Raw genomic sequence first — 15,217 nt, forward strand, 5'->3', positions numbered from 1 at the left:
AATCAATTGCCAATGGTGAAATGATGCGCGGATCGTTAATGCGGCTGGCATGACGGGCAGGCATATCAAGATTTTCGCAACCGGCGGTACGATCGCCGGCAAAGCAGGTTCGGCGACTGGCCGGGAATACACTCCGGGTCAGATCGGGGTGGAGGAATTGCTCGCCGAGGTTGCGCGGCTGGATTTGCCGGCGCGCCTTTTCGGGACGCAGTTCGCCAGCATAGGGTCGGAGGATATCGGTCCCGCCTTATGGCACCAGCTCCACCGCGCCTGCGTGTCTGCATCGGCGGAGGACGACTGCCTTGGGATTATCATCACCCACGGGACGGACACTGCGGAGGAAACCGCGTTCCTGCTCGATCAGACCTTGCCGACTGCCAAGCCCGTGATCCTGGTTGGCGCAATGCGTCCCGCCGATGCGGTGGGCAGCGACGGAATGCGCAATTTTGCCAACGCCGTTCGGGTTGCTGCCGATGCTGAAGCGGCCGGACGCGGCGTGCTGCTGGTGATGAGCGACCACATCTTCGCCGCCCGCGATGTACGCAAGGCGCGAACTGAAGGCGTGGACGCGTTCCGCGGCTTTCCCCGCGGCCCGGTTGGCCATGTCACCCCGACGTCGCTCGAATGGTTCGGCGCGCCGTGGCGTACCGGCGAAGCGCTGCGGCTCGAATTCCATCAGAATATGCCCAAGGTTATCATTCTCTACGCCTATGCCGGGATGCCGGGCGAAGATGTCGCCGCCGCCGTGCGCAGCGGCGCGAAGGGGCTGGTACTTGCCGGTTTTGGACAGGGCAATGCGCCCGCAGAGGTTCGCAGTGCGCTGGCGCAGGCGGCCCGGACCGGTGTGCCGGTGGTGCGCGCCTCGCGAGTAGATCAGGGGCTGGTGGACCGCGAATTGGACGATGACGCGAACGGCTTCATCGCGGCCCGGGCTCTCGGTCCGCCGAAAGCGCGGGTTCTGCTGCAACTGCTGCTTGCGAACGGGATCAGCGACCCCGTTCGCATGCAGGCGGCGTTTGACCGGCGCTAAGGCGTGACGAGATATTTCTCGCCGGTGCGCATGCCGCGGTAATCCAGCGCCGCTTCCTTCTCGAGCATCTGTTCGAGCGTGACCTTGCTCTTGTAGCTACTGGCGAAGGTAGTGGTCAGATTGTCCAGCACCCGCTTGCGCATCCGGACCACGGTTTCCATTCCCGCCTTCTGCAGGAACGGCGTCAGCAGCCAGCCCGACAGGGTGAAACCGAAGCCGTAGGACGGCGTCAGGATGGTCGGGCCGAGGTCGAGTCGGCCGTAGATATACATCTTCTTCTGCTGGTCCGAGCCGTAGCGGCTGAATTCGCTCATCTTGCTGACGGCAACCTGTTCCATTGCCTTGAAAATGGTGTCGACTGTCTTGCCGCCGCCGATCGGATCGAAGCCGAAATAGGCGTCGGTGGTGTCGATGGCGGTGCGCAGTTGGTGCATGTAATCATCGTCGGACGAATTGACGATATGCTTCGCGCCGATACCCTTGAGGATATCCACCTGTTCCTGCTTGCGGACGATGTTGACCAGGTCGATCCCGTCTTCCTGACAGATCTTGTTGAGCATCTGGCCGAGGTTGGACGCGGCGGCGGAGTGGACGATGGCCGTGTGGCCTTCCATCCGGGCAGTTTCGACAAAGCCCAGAGCGGTCATCGGATTGACGAAAGCCGATGCCCCGTCTTCGGATGAAACGTCGCCCAGCGGCAGGCACATTGCCGCTTCGGCAATCGCATACTGGCTGAACGCGCTGCCGGGAACGCAAGCGACCCGCTGGCCGATCAGGGCCTGCGCAGCGGGATTTTCCCCTGCTTCTATTACCGTGCCCGCGCCTTCGTTGCCGACTGGCATCCGCTGGCCGTGGCGGCCCTTGGAACCGCTGAGAAACGGCTCGGGCATTTTGGCCACGATCTTGCCGGGCGAATATTCCGCATTTTCGAGGTCAGCGGCGCTGAACAGCAGCGCGAGGTCGGAAGGGTTGATCGGCGCGGCTTCCATCCGCACCAGAACCTGCGAACCCTTTGGCTGGAGAAAGGCGCTTTCCGCAACTTCCACGGTCAGCGTGCCGTCCGCTTCGAGGGTAGTGAAAATCTGTTTTCCGGTCGTGCTCATCAATTTCTCTCCTGATTTGCGTGTTGTTCTTCGGGGCCCTGTTCTTCGGGATAGGTGGCCTCAACGAAATAAAGTCCGTGCGGCGGTGCGTTTAGGCCGAGTTCGTGCCGGTCTGCGGCTGCGAGGGCGTGTGCAATCTGCGATTCAGACCATCGGCCCATGCCGACGAGTGCCAGGCACCCTACCATGGATCGCACCTGATGATGCAGGAAACTGCGCGCCGATGTATCGACAATTACCCATTCGCCCGCGCGGTGTACATCGAGCCGGTCGAGCGTCTTTATGGCGCTTTCGGACTGGCAATGCGCAGAACGGAAGGTGGTGAAATCATGATGCCCGACCAGGGTCTGCGCGGCGCGGTGCATTGCCTTATGATCGAGGTCCGGGCGGATGTGCCACGCCCGGTCGAGGTCGATGGTCAGCGGCGCGCGCCGGTTGCGAATACGGTACTGGTAGCTGCGCCGGACGCACGAAAAGCGTGCATGCCAATCGTCGGGTTTGGCCTCGCAGGCAATTACCGCGATCGGATCCGGTCGGACCTTGGCGTTGATTGCCTCCATCAGCCTGAACGGCGCAAAGTCCTTCGCAATATCGACGTGACACCGCATCGCGAGGGCGTGGACGCCGGAATCGGTCCTTCCGGCAGCATGGAGCGTTACCTCCTCGCCGGTGACCGAATTGATCGCCCGCTCGACCGACCGCTGGACGCTCGGCCCGTGTTTCTGCCGCTGCAGACCCTGGAAGGGGGTGCCGTGGAATTCGAGGGTAAGCGCGTAGCGGGTCACGCCAGTTCGGTCCCCTCCGGCACCGACTTACCGCGAAGGAAATCGGCGGCGTCCATCACCGGCTTACCCGCCCGCTGGAGGCGCAGGGGACGCAGGGTGCCCGTCCCGCAGGCGATAGTCAGCGCACCGTCGACTGTAGTTCCGGGTGCGCCATGACTGTCAGACACTTCGGATTTCAGCACCTTGATCCGTTCGCCGTCCAGTTCGAACCATGCGCCGGGGAAGGGAGCAAAGGCGCGCACCTGGCGTTCGATTGCTTCGGCGGATAGCGAGAAGTCGATCTTCGCTTCCGCCTTGTCGACCTTGGGAGCGTAACTGGCTTCGGCGTCCTCCTGCGCAACAGGGTGCACCATGGCCAGGTCGATCAGCGTGCCGACCATCAATTGCGCACCGATTTCTGCCAGCTCCGCAGTCAGTTCGCCCGCCGTCTTGTCCTCCACCGGCGTGCGCGCTGTCGCCAGCATCGGACCGGTGTCGAGACCCGCTTCCATCTGCATGATGGTTATCCCGGTCACGGGGTCGCCCGCCAGGATCGAGCGCTGGATCGGAGCCGCGCCGCGCCAATGCGGCAGCAGCGACGCGTGGACGTTCAGGCAGCCATGTTTCGGAATGTCGAGGACCGCCTGCGGCAGGATCAAGCCATAAGCGGCCACCACCGCGATATCCGGTTCCAGCGCGGCAAATTCTGCCTGGACCTTCGGTTCCCGTAGCGAAACCGGGCTTCGAACCTCGATCCCGCGAATCTCCGCCTCGACTTGCACCGGTGAGGGCTGCAGCTTCTTGCCCCGGCCCGCCGGACGCGGCGGCTGGGTATAGGCGGCGACAAGTGTGTGGCCCGCTTCGTGCAGCGCGGCCAGCGTCGGCACGGCGAAGTCGGGCGTTCCCATGAAAATGATGCGCATGACTGGGTACGTCGGCCTTCCTATTGCGGGGCGCAACCCCTATCCTCGGGAACATGGCATCGCAAGAGATCGAGACATTGGCTTCGGCGCTGGCACGGCTGCCCGGCCTCGGCCCGCGTTCCGCCCGGCGGGTGGTCCTGTGGCTGGTAAAACGGCGGGAAACCGCATTACTGCAATTGCTCGCCGCGTTGGAACAGGTGCGTGACCGGCTGGTGGAATGCCGGATTTGTGGCAATGTCGATACGCAGAATCCGTGCGGGATTTGCGCCGACCCGCGGCGCGACCAAACCTCGGTCTGCGTGGTGGAGGATGTCGCCGATCTGTGGGCGCTGGACCGGGCGAAGCTATATACCGGGCGCTACCATGTGCTGGGCGGCAAACTGTCGGCAATGGACGGAGTTCGGCCGGAAGACCTCAATATCGGTTCGCTGCTCGAACGGGTGGCATCGGGCGGGATCGACGAAGTCGTGCTGGCCATGAACGCCACGCTGGAAGGGCAGACGACTGCGCATTATCTGGCCGAGCGACTTGAGGAATACCCGCTGCGGATCACCCAATTGGCGCACGGCTTGCCGGTCGGCGGCGAACTTGACTACCTTGACGAAGGAACGCTGGCACAGGCGCTTCGGGCCAGAAGGCCGGTAGGATAGCGTTCCAACGCTTGCAGTGGGATACCACCCGCACTAAATAGTGCGCATGGCTATACGTGAGATTCTAGAAGTGCCGGACCCCCGGCTCAAAACCGTGTCGACTCCGGTCGAAAAGTTCGATGACGAGCTGAAAGTGCTGGTCGAGGACATGTTCGAAACGATGTACGACGCGCCCGGTATCGGTTTGGCAGCGATCCAGGTCGGCGTGCCCCTACGGGTGCTCGTGATCGATCTGCAGCCCGATGACCCCGACGCGGAACCGGAAGTGTGCACCGCGCACGGCGGTCATCACCACACGCACCAGCCAACGTTGAAGCAGCCGCGAGTGTTCATCAATCCGGAAATCCTCGAACCGGCCGAAGAACTGGCGACCTATTCGGAAGGCTGCCTGTCGGTCCCCGATATCTACGCCGACGTCGATCGTCCGGCGACCTGCCGGGTCCGTTATCAAGACCTGGACGGCACGGTTCACGAAGAAGATCTGGACGGGCTGATGGCGACCTGCATCCAGCATGAAATGGACCACCTCGAAGGGATCCTGTTCATCGACCACCTGAGCAAGCTGAAGCGCAACATGGCGCTCAAGAAACTCGACAAGCTCCGCAAGGCCGCCTGACCGGAATATCGAGAGCCCCCGGATCGCTCCGGGGGTTTTTCATATCAGGCGTGGTCTTTCATTGTCTCGAGCGCCTTGCGGCAGTCATCGGCGCATTCCCGGCACATCTGCGCACAGCGCTTGCAATGCGCATTGTCATGTTTCGAGCATTCCGCCTCGCACGCTTCGCAGGCGTCGATACATGTCTGCAGCATAGCCTTCAGGACCGGCACATTGCCCGCGGTGCGGCGGGTAGCAACCCGGTAGGTCGCGGTGCAGATATCGGAGCAATCGAGGCATAGCCGGATGCATTTCTGCATCGCCATTTCCTCGGCAGAACAGGCGTCGGCGCAGCTGTTGCAGATCGCCGCACAGTACATCGCGTGCTTCACGGCCTCGCCGAGTTCTTCGTTGTAATCGGCCCCGACCTGTGGGTGTTCGCGGATCATTTCCTTGATCGACATGGCTTCAAGCTCCTCGTTTCGTCTGCTTCCATGCACATAGCGAGCGGTATCGAGCGTAGTTCCACAGGAATTGGCTTTCCTCCCTTTCCGAGTGACTTCGTTCCAGCTATGTTCCGGACATGGAAATGCTTTCGATTATTCTCGTATTTGTTGCCCTGCTCGCAGGAGCGGCCCTTGGCTGGTTCATGGGATCCCGCCCCGTGGCAGATTGGCGCGCCCGTTTCGAGGAGCGGGATGCGGAGGCCAAGGCGGCGGTAGAGATGGTGAGCCGCATGGCGCCCGAACTGGCAACCATGAGCGACCGCGCCGCGCGGGCAGACGATCTGGCGGCGAAGCTGGATACGACCCGCGAGGAATTGACTGGCCTCAAGGCGCAGGCTGCGGGCTTCGAAGAACAGAAACGCTTGCTCGAGGAAAGCCGCGAGAAACTGCTCAAGGAATTCGAGAACACTGGCGCAGCGGTATTGGGGAAGGCACAGGAAGCCTTCCTCAACCGCGCCAACGAGCGGTTCAAGCAGTCGGAGGAAGCGGGCGAGCAGAAGATCAAGGCGCTGCTCGAGCCGGTGGGCCTAAAACTCAAGAATTACGAAGACCAGGTGATCGCGCTCGAAGCGAAGCGGGTCGATGCGTTCGGGCAGCTGACCGGCCTGATCGACAATATGCAGAAGGGCCAGGAAGAAGTTCGCCGCGAGGCGCAGCGGCTGGGCAACTCGCTGACCAACGCGCCCAAAGCGCGGGGCCGCTGGGGTGAACGCGCGCTGCAGAATGTGCTCGAACAATGCGGGTTGTCGCAGCATACCGACTTCATTCTCGAGCATTCGATCGACACCACGGACGGACGCCTACGTCCCGACGCGATAGTCAATGTGCCGGGTCAGAAGAAGCTGATCATCGATGCGAAAGTATCGCTGAACGCCTATCAGGAAGCGTTCGAGGCGGATGATGACGAGGTTCGCAAGCGGGCGCTCGGCGCCCATGCGAAATCGATGCGCAACCATGTGCAGCAACTCGGCGCGAAAAGTTATCAGAGCCAGTTCGACGAAGCGCCTGATTATGTGGTGATGTTCGTGCCGGGCGAACATTTCGTCGCCGCCGCGCTGGAAACCGATCCGGACTTGTGGGACTTCGCGTTCCAGAACGGAGTATTGCTCGCCACGCCAACTAACCTGGTAGCAATTGCCCGCACGATTGCACAGGTCTGGCGCCAGGACCAGCTGGCGACCGAGGCTCGTGAAATCGGCAAGGCCGGGGCGGAATTGTACGAACGGCTTGCGACCGCTTCGCAGCATTTGAAGCGCGTCGGTTCCGGGCTGGAGACGGCAGTCACCAATTACAACAAGTTTGTCGGCAGTTTCGAGCGTAATGTCCTGTCGTCGGGCAAGCGGCTGGCGGAAAAGGGCATCGAGATCGGTAAGCGGGAGATCGAGGAAGTGCCGTTGGTGGAAAGCGCACCCCGCTATACCCAGGCCGATGTGGACGACACCGAGGCCGGTGCGCTACCACCCGCGGAATGATCGATTAACTGGCCCCTGCGGAGGAAAACCCATGCGATATTCAATTCTTGCAGCAGCGCTGGCCTTCGGCGCAGGGGGATGTAGCAGCGACCCGACACCGGCGGATGATGCGGAGAACGTGCTGGATGCCGTGGCTGAACCGGCAACCGTTCCGGCGGATATAGGTGAGCGCGCCGAGCTCGCGCCGCTGGAGCCGCGAAACGCCTGCCGCGACATCGCCGGCGCTGAGGAGTTTCGCACCGCGTTGGCAGCGGCGGTCGAGGCACGCGATGCGGACGCGCTGATCGCGTTGGCGGACCCCAACGTGAAACTCGATTTTGGCGGCGGTGCGGGCTCTGCCGAATTACGGCGCCGCTTGTCGGAACGGAATCTCTGGCAGGAACTGGAAGATTTGATCGCACTTGGTTGCGGATCCAACGAAGCCGGCGGGATCACCTTGCCATGGTATTTCACGCAGGCAACGCCCAGTGTCGACGCGATGATGGGAATGCTGGTGACCGGCGCGGATGTTCCGATGTTGAGCGCGCCGGAAGCGGGTGCCGAGACGGTCCGCTCACTGTCTTGGGATGCCGTCGAATTGCTCGACGGATTGGCGACCGGGGCCGAGTATCAGCACGTTAGACTGCCCGGTGGAGCGTCGGGATTCGTTGCGACGGACACGCTCCGTAGCTTGGTCGACTACCGGTTGCTCGCGTCGGAGCAGAATGGAAAATGGCGGATCACGGCCCTTATTGCAGGGGACTAGGCTAACTATGGCTCAACTCTCGAGCGCGTCGAGGACCTCGTAAGCCAGCACCGCGGCTGCCACGGCGGCGTTCAGGCTGTCCGCACGGCCGCGCATCGGCATCGTCACCCGCAGGTCACAGGCGTCCTCGTACCCCTCGGGCAGCCCGCGCGATTCGTTGCCGACGAGCAGGAAACATGGGGCTTCATACGGGGCACCGCGATACGGCACCGCATCGCGCAGGCTGGCAGCGACCAACTGGCCGGGGCCCGCGCGCAACCAGACCAGGAAATCGCCCCAACCGGCCTGGGCGATCTGCTGGGTGAAGACCGCGCCCATGCTGGCTCGGACCGCTTCCACCGAAAAGGGATCGGCGCAATCGTCGACCAGGATCAGTCCTCCGGCACCCACGGCGTCGCAGGTGCGCAGCATGGTGCCCAGATTGCCTGGATCGCGCAGCGCCTGCGCCACCATCCAGATCGATCCGGCGGTCCGGTCCAGCGAGTCCAGCGAAGTATCGAATTCGGCGAACATTCCCGCAACCGCCTGCGGATTGTCCTTGCCGGTTATCTTGCTGAGGATATCGGCGCTGGTCTCGATGACCTCGCCGCCCCCATCGATCACCGCCCGCTCCAGCTCGTCCAGCAGGGGGTGTGGGTCGCGGCCGGTCGCCATCACCAGCATTTCTGGCAACCGGCCGGTCTCGCGTGCGTCTGTCAGAAGGCGCAGACCTTCGACCAGGAATTTACCTTCCCGCCGGCGGTTTTTCTTGTCGCGCAAGCCGCGCAGATATTTGACGGTGGGATTGGAATAGCCGGTAATCTCGCGTCGGAAATCGCTGGCCATCACTCCTCGCCGAATCCGCCGCCGACGAGGTTGCAGAGTTCTTCGAGCACATCTTCGGCGCCCGTGCCCTCGACGATCAGTTCGACCGTATCGCCCTTCGCCGCGCCGAGCATCATCAAGCCGAGGATCGAGCCGCCCACGGCTTCATGGCCGTCCTTGGCCACTCGAACCGAGACACCATCGGGCAGTGCGCTGACCGCGTTGACGAATTTCGCACTGGCCCGTGCGTGCAGGCCGCGCTGGTTGACGATCAGCATTTCGCGGCGATGCTCGCTCATCGGGCGTCTCCCTTCTTCGCGGCGCTCCCGGCGTCGGACTGGCCGAGAAACTCCGACGCCACGGTAATGTAAGTCCGGCCGGCATCGCGCGCGGCAACCACCGCATCGCCAATGGGGCAACTCTTGCGAGTGCCGGCGAGGCGGATCAGCATCGGCAAATTGATCCCCGCGATGACTTCGACGCGCCCCCTTTCGAGCAGTGAGATCGCCAGGTTGGAGGGGGTACCGCCAAACAGGTCGGTCAGGATGATGACCCCCTGGCCCGTATCGACACGCTTGATCGCCGAGGCTATTTCCAGCCGGCGTTTTTCCATATCATCGTTTGGTCCGATACAGATCGTCGCGATCGCTTCCTGCGCGCCCACGACATGTTCCATCGCATGCACGAATTCCTCGGCCAGACGGCCGTGGGTCACCAAAATAAGGCCGATCATGGCTGGCGATCACCTTTGAAGGGAGGCAGCGGGCAGGTGCGGGGACATTTCATCATGACGGGAATTGGCGGAACCTCATGCTGGCGGCCCTTCGATCTGGTCGGCGGCGCGCGAGCCTAAATTGCGATGCAGAACCGTGGGCGAAAATCCTTCGGCGCGCAAGGCTTCCGCCATGGTCTCGGCAGTATAGACCGAACGGTGGCGCCCGCCAGTGCAGCCGAAACCGATATTTACATAGCTTTTCCCCTGCGCCTGATAACGCGGAAGCAGGGTCAGCAACAGGTCGCGAATCTGGGTAAAAGCAGTTTCGAACGCCACGTCTTCCCGGATGTGCGCGCCGACCGCTTCGTCGAGCCCGGTCTGTTCGCGCAGTTCCGGGATCCAGTGCGGATTGTCGAGAAATCGCATGTCGAACACAAGATCGGCCAGCGGCGGTGTCCCGCGCGCAAAACCGAAGCTGGAAATGATGATCGACATATCCTGCGGCGCAGTCTCGGCGAACCGCTCCCGGATCGTCTGTTGCAACTGGTTGGTGGCGAACTCGCTGGTGTCGATAACGGCATCGGCCCAGCGCCGCAGGGGCTCCAGCAATTCGCGTTCCGCATGGATGCCGGTGTGGACGGGCCGGCCTTGCGCCATCGGGTGCCGCCGCCGTGTCTCGTTGTAGCGCCGCTCCAGCTCACCGCTGTTGCAGTCGAGAAACAGGGTGGTGATCAGCAGATCCTCACGCCCGGAAAGCGCCTTTACCTGATCGATGACGCCGGCCGGACTGAAACCACGGGTGCGGGAATCGAAGCCCACTGCCAGCGGCGGACGCGGCCCTTTCTGATCCGGCCTCAAGATCAGCCGGCCGAGCAAACGGATGGGGAAATTGTCGATCGCTTCCCAGCCCAAATCCTCCAGCACGCGCAAGGCAGTTGTCTTACCCGCACCAGACAATCCGGTGACAAGCAGGATATGCTGCCGGGCGTCTTGGCTTTGGAGGCTCGAATCGTCGGACATGGAGGTGCGGTTTGGTCCCATTTACCTGGCAAGGGAAGGGCGGATCTTGCAGCGCGGTGTCGGATTGATCGTCACCATCGGCGGCGTTATTTCTGAAGCGCTAAGCCGTGCACGGTCAGGGCATATTCCGCGCGGATCGCCGCCGCCGGTCCGGTTCCGTCGAATACGAGCGTGGGAATGGAGGCGCCCGCAATCTCGGTAATCGCCGCTTCCTCGACAAAACGGGGCGCGTCGGCGGACAATATCAGCCGCAGCGCCACCGGCGCCGGTGAAGCGGGAAGGTCAACGATGCCGACGTTGCGAATTTCCAGCTTTCCCGCAGTGTGTGGCGGCGGAGAGGCCCACATACGCCCATGCTGCAGAGAGATTTCAACCCCGTCATCGCCGACTAGCGCGGCGCCGCGGTCAAGCAACAAAAGCGCAAGGCTAGTCTTACCGCTGCCCGGCGGTCCTTCGATCAATATCCCGCGTCCCGCCACCGCGACGCACCCAGCCTGATGGAGGATCCTGGGCCGCAGGTCCGGCGTATTCATCACCGATAGCGGCCCAGTTCCGGCAATCGCAGGACCAGGCAGGCGCCGGGGCCGCCGTCGTCCCGTGCCTGTGCGTCCAGGGAGCCGTCATGCGCTTCCGTAATCGTGCGGGCGATAGCGAGGCCAAGGCCGCTGTGGTCGCCGAAGGCCTCGGCATCGGGTCGGAGTGAGTGAAACCGCTGAAACACCTTTTCTCGCGAATCTTCAGGAATGCCGGGGCCGCAATCACAGACGCTCATGCACACCATGCCGTCCTCATGATTGATCTTCACCGAGATTACCCCGTCGGCCGGAGAAAAAGACACCGCGTTGTCGAGCAGGTTTTCGATCACCCGCTCTAGCCGCGCCGGCACGCCCCGCACCCAAGCGCCGCTCATTGGGGAATTCAGAGTGACTTCGCGGCCCTCGTTTTCGCCCCTGCTATCGCGCGAGCCGATAATGGCGGAGGTTAGGCGGGCGAGGTCCATTTCCTCAAACACGGCGCGCGAGAGTTCGGCGTCGATCCGGCTCGCGTCGGATATTTCCGTGACCAGCCGGTCGATCCGGCGAACATCGTGTGAAGCGATCGCGGTCAACTGCTTGCGCAGTTCGGGATCTTCGACCCGAGCCAGGGATTCAATCGCGCTGCGCAGGCTGGCAAGCGGGTTCTTGATTTCATGCGCCACGTCGGCGGCGAAATGGTCGACTGCATCGATCCGCTGCCGCAGCGCGTTGGTCATGTCGGAAATCGCGCGGGCGAGCAGACCGATCTCGTCATGCCGTTGCGGCAGCCGCGGAACCTCGACCTGCCGGTCGCGGCCAAGCCGCACGCGGACGGCCGCCTTCGCAAGCAGTTGCAGCGGGCGCACGATCGTCCGCGCCATGAACAGCGAGAGGGCAATCGAGACGAGCAGCGCGAGGAATACCGCACTGACCAATGTGGAACGGGCGCTCCGCACCGAATCGGTAATGTCCACCGCGTTGCGCGTGGTTAGCAGCGTCGACCCTTTCAGGCCAACGGGCGCGGCTGCATTGATCACCGGGGTCCCGTCCGGCGCATCACGCAGCTGGATTTGCGACAGACCCTGTTCTCGCGCCCGGGCGAGTTCCGGCCAGGAATCCGCCCGTGCTTCGGCGGGTTCGACATAATCGGGGATCGGATCGGCACCGACGATGGTGTCGACCGCCTGATCGAGCATCCGCGCGAAATCTTCCGGCCATGGCTCTTTCACCGGATCATCAAATGTAAACGCGGGTGTATCGAGCGCAAAACTGTCGGCCCACAGCCGTCCTTCGGCGTCGAACATGCGCAGCCGCATCCGCTGCTCCTTGCCGATCTGGATCAGCAACGCCTCCTGCCGCTCCTTGCTCGCCCCCGCGAGCGCTTCGGCGGTGATCTGCGCTTCGATCCGCGCGAGTTTGTAACGCTCATCGAGCAACTGCTTGCGGTAGCCATCGAGGTAGAAAATCCCGCCGCCCAGTAGCGCCAGCGGCAGGATGTTCACGGCCAGGATGCGTGATGTCAGCGATAGCCGGTTTGACCAGCTGAGCCGTTCGATCTGCGAATTCAGGCTCAGGTTCAGACGCGCAGCAGGACGCACGCCGGGCTCCGTGATGGTACTGGACGTGACCCTGTCCTCAGCCATCGGTAAAGCTGTAGCCGGCACCGTACAGTGTCTCGATCGCGGAAAATTCGCGGTCGACGCTGCGGAATTTCCGCCGCATCCGCTTGATGTGACTGTCTACAGTCCGATCGTCCACGAACATGTCTTCGGTATAGGCTGCGTCCATCAGCTGGTTGCGCGATTTGATAACGCCGGGGCGGACGGCCAGCGCTTCCAGGATTAGGAATTCGGTGACTGTCAGGGATACCGGGCGGCCATCCCAGGTTACGTGATGCCGCGCCGGGTCCATCAGCAGCTTCCCGCGCGCCAGCGTGCCGACAGGATCTTCCTTGTCGGTGACCTTCTTAGGGTCGGCATCGTCAGCCAAGGCAGCGCTTCGGCGCAGGATCGCACGGATGCGCACCAGCAGCAGCCTGAGGCTGAAAGGCTTTGCAATGTAATCGTCGGCACCTTGCTCCAGGCCCGCTTCTTCGTCTTCCTCGTCATCCTTGCTGGTCAGGAAAATTACCGGAAGCGCGCTGTGCTTGCGCAGTTCGCGCAGCAATTGCATCCCGTCCATCCGCGGCATCTTGATGTCGAACACGGCCAGGTCGGGCGGATTTTCGAGCAGCGCCTTCAGAGCCGCTTCGCCATCGGAATACAGTCGTGTCGCGAAACCTTCGGCCTGCAACGCGATGGACACGGTGGTGAGGATGTTGCGGTCATCATCGACCAGCGCAATGACCTTCTGTCCTTCGTCTGGATCGGTATGCGGCCGGCCGGTATCGTCCCCGACGGGCTGCGTTTCTGATGGCACCATTGTCGTTTCGCCTGATCGCTCGGAATTCATCATCCGATATGACTAAACCGTTCGGCGCTGCGAAACAACGAATTGACTGACCTCGGGAAAAGTTTAACCGCAGCCGGCGCCGGACGATTTGACGCAACCGGGTTCGCGACGTAAGGGGACCCCGCTTCCGCTGCATTCGTATGCACGCGACTCGGATTTGGGCTTACGGGTATTCGGCAGCCCATTTTGCGGACCGATCAGGAGACTATGTTGAGCACGCCACTTTCCCATTCGCTGAGCAGTCAGGGCATTGCCACGAACGCCGCGATCCATCCCAATCTCCAGACCGAAGCACTGGTCGAACAGGCGGTTGCGCGCGGTGAGGGCAAGCTGGCGAAGCACGGACCTTTGGTAGTGGAAACGGGGCCGCATACCGGCCGTTCCGCGAAGGACAAGTTCATTGTCCGCGATGCGACGACCGAAGACACGGTGTGGTGGGGCAAGGTCAATGCTTCCATGACATCCGAACATTTCGCCGCCTTGAAGCAGGACTTCATGAATGCGCTGGCGGAAAAGGAAGAACTGTTCGTCGCCGATCTGTTCGGCGGATCGCAACCGGAACACCGCGTCAATGTACGGGTGATCAACGAACTTGCTTGGCACAATTTATTCATCCGCACGCTACTGGTCCGCCCGACCGAGCAGGAACTGGACGGCTTCGTACCCGAATACACGATCATCGACCTGCCCAGCTTCCGGGCCGACCCTGAGCGCCACGGATGCCGCAGCGAGACGGTGATTGCGGTGAATCTCACCGAAAAGCTGATCCTCATCGGCGGCACGAAATACGCCGGCGAAATGAAGAAAAGCGTGTTCGGCATTCTCAACTACCTGCTGCCGCCCAAGGGCGTGATGCCGATGCATTGTTCCGCCAATATCGGACAGGACGGCAATACCGCGATTTTCTTCGGCCTGTCCGGCACCGGCAAGACGACGCTTAGCGCCGATGCCAGCCGGACGCTGATCGGGGACGACGAACATGGCTGGTCGGATACCGCGGTGTTCAATTTCGAAGGCGGCTGTTACGCCAAGATGATCCGCCTCTCCGAAGAAGCGGAACCGGAAATCTTCGCTACCACACGGATGCCCGGCACGGTGCTGGAAAACGTCGTGATGGATGCGGACGGCGAACTCGATCTCGACGATAATTCGCTCGCGGAGAACACTCGCGGAGCTTACCCTCTTTCGGCAATTCCAAACACTTCGGAGGAAAACCTGGGGCCGGTTCCTTCGAACGTGATCATGCTGACGGCTGATGCATTCGGCGTGTTGCCTCCGATCGCGCGGTTGACTCCTGATCAGGCGATGTATCATTTCCTGTCCGGTTACACTGCCAAAGTGGCCGGCACGGAAATTGGCGTGACGGAGCCGGAAGCGACCTTCAGTACCTGTTTTGGCGCACCGTTCATGCCGCGCCATCCAAGTGTTTACGGCAACCTGCTGAAGAAGCGGATCGCCGAAGGCGGTGCGCAATGCTGGCTGGTCAACACTGGCTGGACCGGCGGAAAATACGGTGTCGGAAACCGGATGCCGATCAAGGCGACCCGCGCGCTTCTCAACGCGGCGCTGGACGGTTCGCTGGGCGACGCCGAATTCCGCAAAGATCCCAATTTCGGCTTCGATGTGCCGGTGGCAGTGGAAGGCGTGGACAGCGCAATCCTCGATCCTCGGTCGACCTGGGCCGACAAGGATGAATACGACCGCACGGCGCAAAAGCTGGTCGGATTGTTCATCGAGAATTTTGCCGAGTTCGAGGCGCATGTGGACGAAGGCGTCCGCCGCGCTGCGCCGCACGGGGATACCCAAGCGGCCTGATCTCGGTTCGAGCTGCCCGCAAAGCGGGTTGGAGAGGGGAGCCCTCTTCCCGTCACCGGGAAGAGGGCTTTTTCTTTGCCTGCGGAGGGCGCATGAAGGACCGCGAATC

At 62.3% G+C, this 15,217-nt stretch carries 17 protein-coding genes; 6 read left to right on the forward strand and 11 right to left on the reverse strand.

Translation table 11 applies throughout. From position 1 onward, the window contains the following. Nucleotides 1–49 precede the first annotated feature (49 nt). On the forward strand, nt 50–1,030 hold the full coding sequence (locus GRI65_RS12330; protein ID WP_160756860.1) for an asparaginase: 981 nt from the start codon (nt 50–52) through the stop codon (nt 1,028–1,030). On the opposite strand, the gene GRI65_RS12335 is transcribed toward GRI65_RS12330, so the two are convergent. The 3 genes from GRI65_RS12335 to fmt are packed head-to-tail and all read right to left on the reverse strand — an operon-like array spanning nt 1,027 to nt 3,820. Continuing rightward, nucleotides 1,027–2,133: a zinc-binding dehydrogenase gene (locus GRI65_RS12335; RefSeq protein WP_160756861.1), complete on the reverse strand. Its 1,107-nt coding sequence runs from the start codon at nt 2,131–2,133 to the stop codon at nt 1,027–1,029. The two genes, GRI65_RS12330 and GRI65_RS12335, sit on opposite strands and share 4 nt — an antisense overlap. Next, the gene (truA, locus tag GRI65_RS12340; protein ID WP_160756862.1) at nt 2,133–2,918 is read right to left on the reverse strand and encodes a tRNA pseudouridine(38-40) synthase TruA; all 786 of its coding nucleotides are present in this window, start codon (nt 2,916–2,918) and stop codon (nt 2,133–2,135) included. Before truA ends, GRI65_RS12335 begins: the two co-directional genes overlap by 1 nt. Then, the gene (gene fmt, locus GRI65_RS12345) at nt 2,915–3,820 is read right to left on the reverse strand and encodes a methionyl-tRNA formyltransferase (RefSeq protein WP_160756863.1); all 906 of its coding nucleotides are present in this window, start codon (nt 3,818–3,820) and stop codon (nt 2,915–2,917) included. Before fmt ends, truA begins: the two co-directional genes overlap by 4 nt. A 53-nt stretch (nt 3,821–3,873) precedes the next feature. Here fmt and recR point away from each other — a divergent pair, with 53 nt between their 5' ends. Continuing rightward, entirely contained in the window at nt 3,874–4,470 is a 597-nt protein-coding gene (recR, locus tag GRI65_RS12350; RefSeq protein WP_160756864.1) for a recombination mediator RecR, read from the forward strand. Between the two features lie 46 nt (nt 4,471–4,516). Further along, nucleotides 4,517–5,086 carry a peptide deformylase gene (gene def / locus GRI65_RS12355; protein WP_160756865.1) on the forward strand — a complete coding sequence of 190 codons (570 nt, stop codon included), beginning with the start codon at nt 4,517–4,519 and terminating at the stop codon, nt 5,084–5,086. Between the two features lie 44 nt (nt 5,087–5,130). On the opposite strand, the gene GRI65_RS12360 is transcribed toward def, so the two are convergent. Continuing rightward, nucleotides 5,131–5,529: a four-helix bundle copper-binding protein gene (locus tag GRI65_RS12360; protein WP_160756866.1), complete on the reverse strand. Its 399-nt coding sequence runs from the start codon at nt 5,527–5,529 to the stop codon at nt 5,131–5,133. A 125-nt stretch (nt 5,530–5,654) separates the two neighbouring features. On the opposite strand from GRI65_RS12360, the gene GRI65_RS12365 reads away from it, so the two are divergent. Further along, nucleotides 5,655–7,043 (forward strand): DNA recombination protein RmuC, encoded by a 1,389-nt coding sequence (locus GRI65_RS12365; RefSeq protein ID WP_160757133.1) that lies wholly within the window; start codon nt 5,655–5,657, stop codon nt 7,041–7,043. Nucleotides 7,044–7,074: 31 nt separating this feature from the next. Then, entirely contained in the window at nt 7,075–7,788 is a 714-nt protein-coding gene (locus GRI65_RS12370) for a hypothetical protein (protein WP_160756867.1), read from the forward strand. A 12-nt stretch (nt 7,789–7,800) separates the two neighbouring features. Here GRI65_RS12370 and GRI65_RS12375 read toward each other — a convergent pair whose 3' ends face one another. From GRI65_RS12375 to GRI65_RS12405, 7 genes are all read right to left on the reverse strand, one after another. Next, a complete protein-coding gene (locus tag GRI65_RS12375; RefSeq protein WP_160756868.1) occupies nt 7,801–8,613 on the reverse strand; it encodes a TrmH family RNA methyltransferase in 813 nt (270 codons plus the stop codon). Continuing rightward, nucleotides 8,613–8,891 carry an HPr family phosphocarrier protein gene (locus GRI65_RS12380; protein ID WP_160756869.1) on the reverse strand — a complete coding sequence of 93 codons (279 nt, stop codon included), beginning with the start codon at nt 8,889–8,891 and terminating at the stop codon, nt 8,613–8,615. Before GRI65_RS12380 ends, GRI65_RS12375 begins: the two co-directional genes overlap by 1 nt. Further along, the gene (locus tag GRI65_RS12385; RefSeq protein WP_160756870.1) at nt 8,888–9,325 is read right to left on the reverse strand and encodes a PTS sugar transporter subunit IIA; all 438 of its coding nucleotides are present in this window, start codon (nt 9,323–9,325) and stop codon (nt 8,888–8,890) included. Before GRI65_RS12385 ends, GRI65_RS12380 begins: the two co-directional genes overlap by 4 nt. A 75-nt stretch (nt 9,326–9,400) precedes the next feature. Then, on the reverse strand, nt 9,401–10,327 hold the full coding sequence (gene rapZ / locus GRI65_RS12390; RefSeq protein ID WP_160756871.1) for an RNase adapter RapZ: 927 nt from the start codon (nt 10,325–10,327) through the stop codon (nt 9,401–9,403). Nucleotides 10,328–10,413: 86 nt separating this feature from the next. Beyond that, the gene (locus GRI65_RS12395; RefSeq protein WP_160756872.1) at nt 10,414–10,860 is read right to left on the reverse strand and encodes an HPr kinase/phosphorylase; all 447 of its coding nucleotides are present in this window, start codon (nt 10,858–10,860) and stop codon (nt 10,414–10,416) included. Next, complete coding sequence (locus tag GRI65_RS12400; protein ID WP_160756873.1) at nt 10,860–12,485, reverse strand: stimulus-sensing domain-containing protein; 1,626 nt, start codon at nt 12,483–12,485, stop codon at nt 10,860–10,862. Before GRI65_RS12400 ends, GRI65_RS12395 begins: the two co-directional genes overlap by 1 nt. Then, nucleotides 12,478–13,263, reverse strand: coding sequence for a response regulator transcription factor (locus GRI65_RS12405; RefSeq protein ID WP_160756874.1), 786 nt, complete (start codon nt 13,261–13,263; stop codon nt 12,478–12,480). Before GRI65_RS12405 ends, GRI65_RS12400 begins: the two co-directional genes overlap by 8 nt. A gap of 237 nt (nt 13,264–13,500) precedes the next feature. On the opposite strand from GRI65_RS12405, the gene GRI65_RS12410 reads away from it, so the two are divergent. Continuing rightward, the gene (locus GRI65_RS12410) at nt 13,501–15,108 is read left to right on the forward strand and encodes a phosphoenolpyruvate carboxykinase (RefSeq protein ID WP_160756875.1); all 1,608 of its coding nucleotides are present in this window, start codon (nt 13,501–13,503) and stop codon (nt 15,106–15,108) included. Nucleotides 15,109–15,217: the final 109 nt, after the last annotated feature.

Source organism: Allopontixanthobacter sediminis (assembly GCF_009828115.1).
Classification (GTDB): domain Bacteria; phylum Pseudomonadota; class Alphaproteobacteria; order Sphingomonadales; family Sphingomonadaceae; genus Allopontixanthobacter; species Allopontixanthobacter sediminis.